This is a genomic window from Capnocytophaga sp. oral taxon 863 str. F0517, from assembly GCF_000466425.1.
Taxonomy (GTDB): Bacteria; Bacteroidota; Bacteroidia; order Flavobacteriales; family Flavobacteriaceae; genus Capnocytophaga.
This window is the reverse complement of record NZ_KE992158.1, coordinates 806-1,852: the sequence shown is the minus strand read 5'-3', so window position 1 is coordinate 1,852 and position 1,047 is coordinate 806. Positions and strand designations below refer to the sequence as shown.

At 42.1% G+C, this 1,047-nt stretch carries 1 protein-coding gene; it reads left to right on the top strand.

The features are described from left to right. A partial coding sequence (locus tag HMPREF1551_RS07900) for an SNF2-related protein (protein WP_021628569.1) occupies nucleotides 1-1,047 on the top strand: 1,047 nt, incomplete at both ends.

The window sequence follows — 1,047 nt, the reverse complement described above, 5'->3', positions numbered from 1 at the left end:
AACACGACATCAATGAGCGCACCGATGATACAGTGGATTTTAAGATGATGGGCATTGATCACCTCTTGGTAGATGAAAGCCATAAGTTCAAGAACTTAATGTTCAATACAAGGCACGATAGAGTGGCGGGATTGGGAAACTCTCAAGGCAGTCAAAAAGCCCTCAACCTGCTTTTTGCCTTGCGAACTATTCAAGAGCGCACTGGCAAGGATATGGGGGCTACTTTTCTATCAGGCACAACTATTTCCAATTCACTTACTGAGCTTTATTTGCTTTTTAAGTACCTGCGTCCTCAAGCCTTAGAAAAGCAACAAATTCACTGTTTCGATGCGTGGGCAGCAATCTATGCTCGCAAGACCACCGATTACGAATTTTCAGTGGCTAATAACATTGTGCAGAAAGAACGCTTCCGCTACTTTATCAAAGTACCCGAATTAGCGCAGTTTTACGCCGAAATAACCGATTATAGAACCGCAAAGGATGTTGGGATAGACAGACCCGAAAAGAACGAAATTTTACACAATATACCCCCTACACCCGATCAAGAGGTATTCATTCAAAAACTAATGGAGTTTGCCAAAACGGGTAATGCAACCCTCTTGGGGCGTGCGCCACTATCCGAGTCCGAGGAAAAAGCCAAAATGCTTATTGCAACTGATTATGCGCGTAAAATGTCCTTAGATATGCGAATGATCTCTGATAAGTATGAAGATCATCCTGATAACAAAGCCTCTCATTGTGCGATGAAAATCAATGAATATTATCAAAAGTACAAAGCACAGAAAGGGACTCAGTTTGTCTTTTCTGATTTGGGTACTTACAAGCCTAATGAGTGGAATCCCTACACTGAAATCAAGCGCAAATTGGTAGAAGACTATGGTATTCCTGCTCACGAAATCCGTTTTATTCAAGAGGCTAAAAACGATAAAATGCGCAAACAACTCATCAGCGACACCAACGAAGGAAAGATACGAGTACTCTTTGGATCTACCGATATGCTTGGCACAGGGGTTAATGCACAGAAAAAAGCCGTTGCTGTACATCACT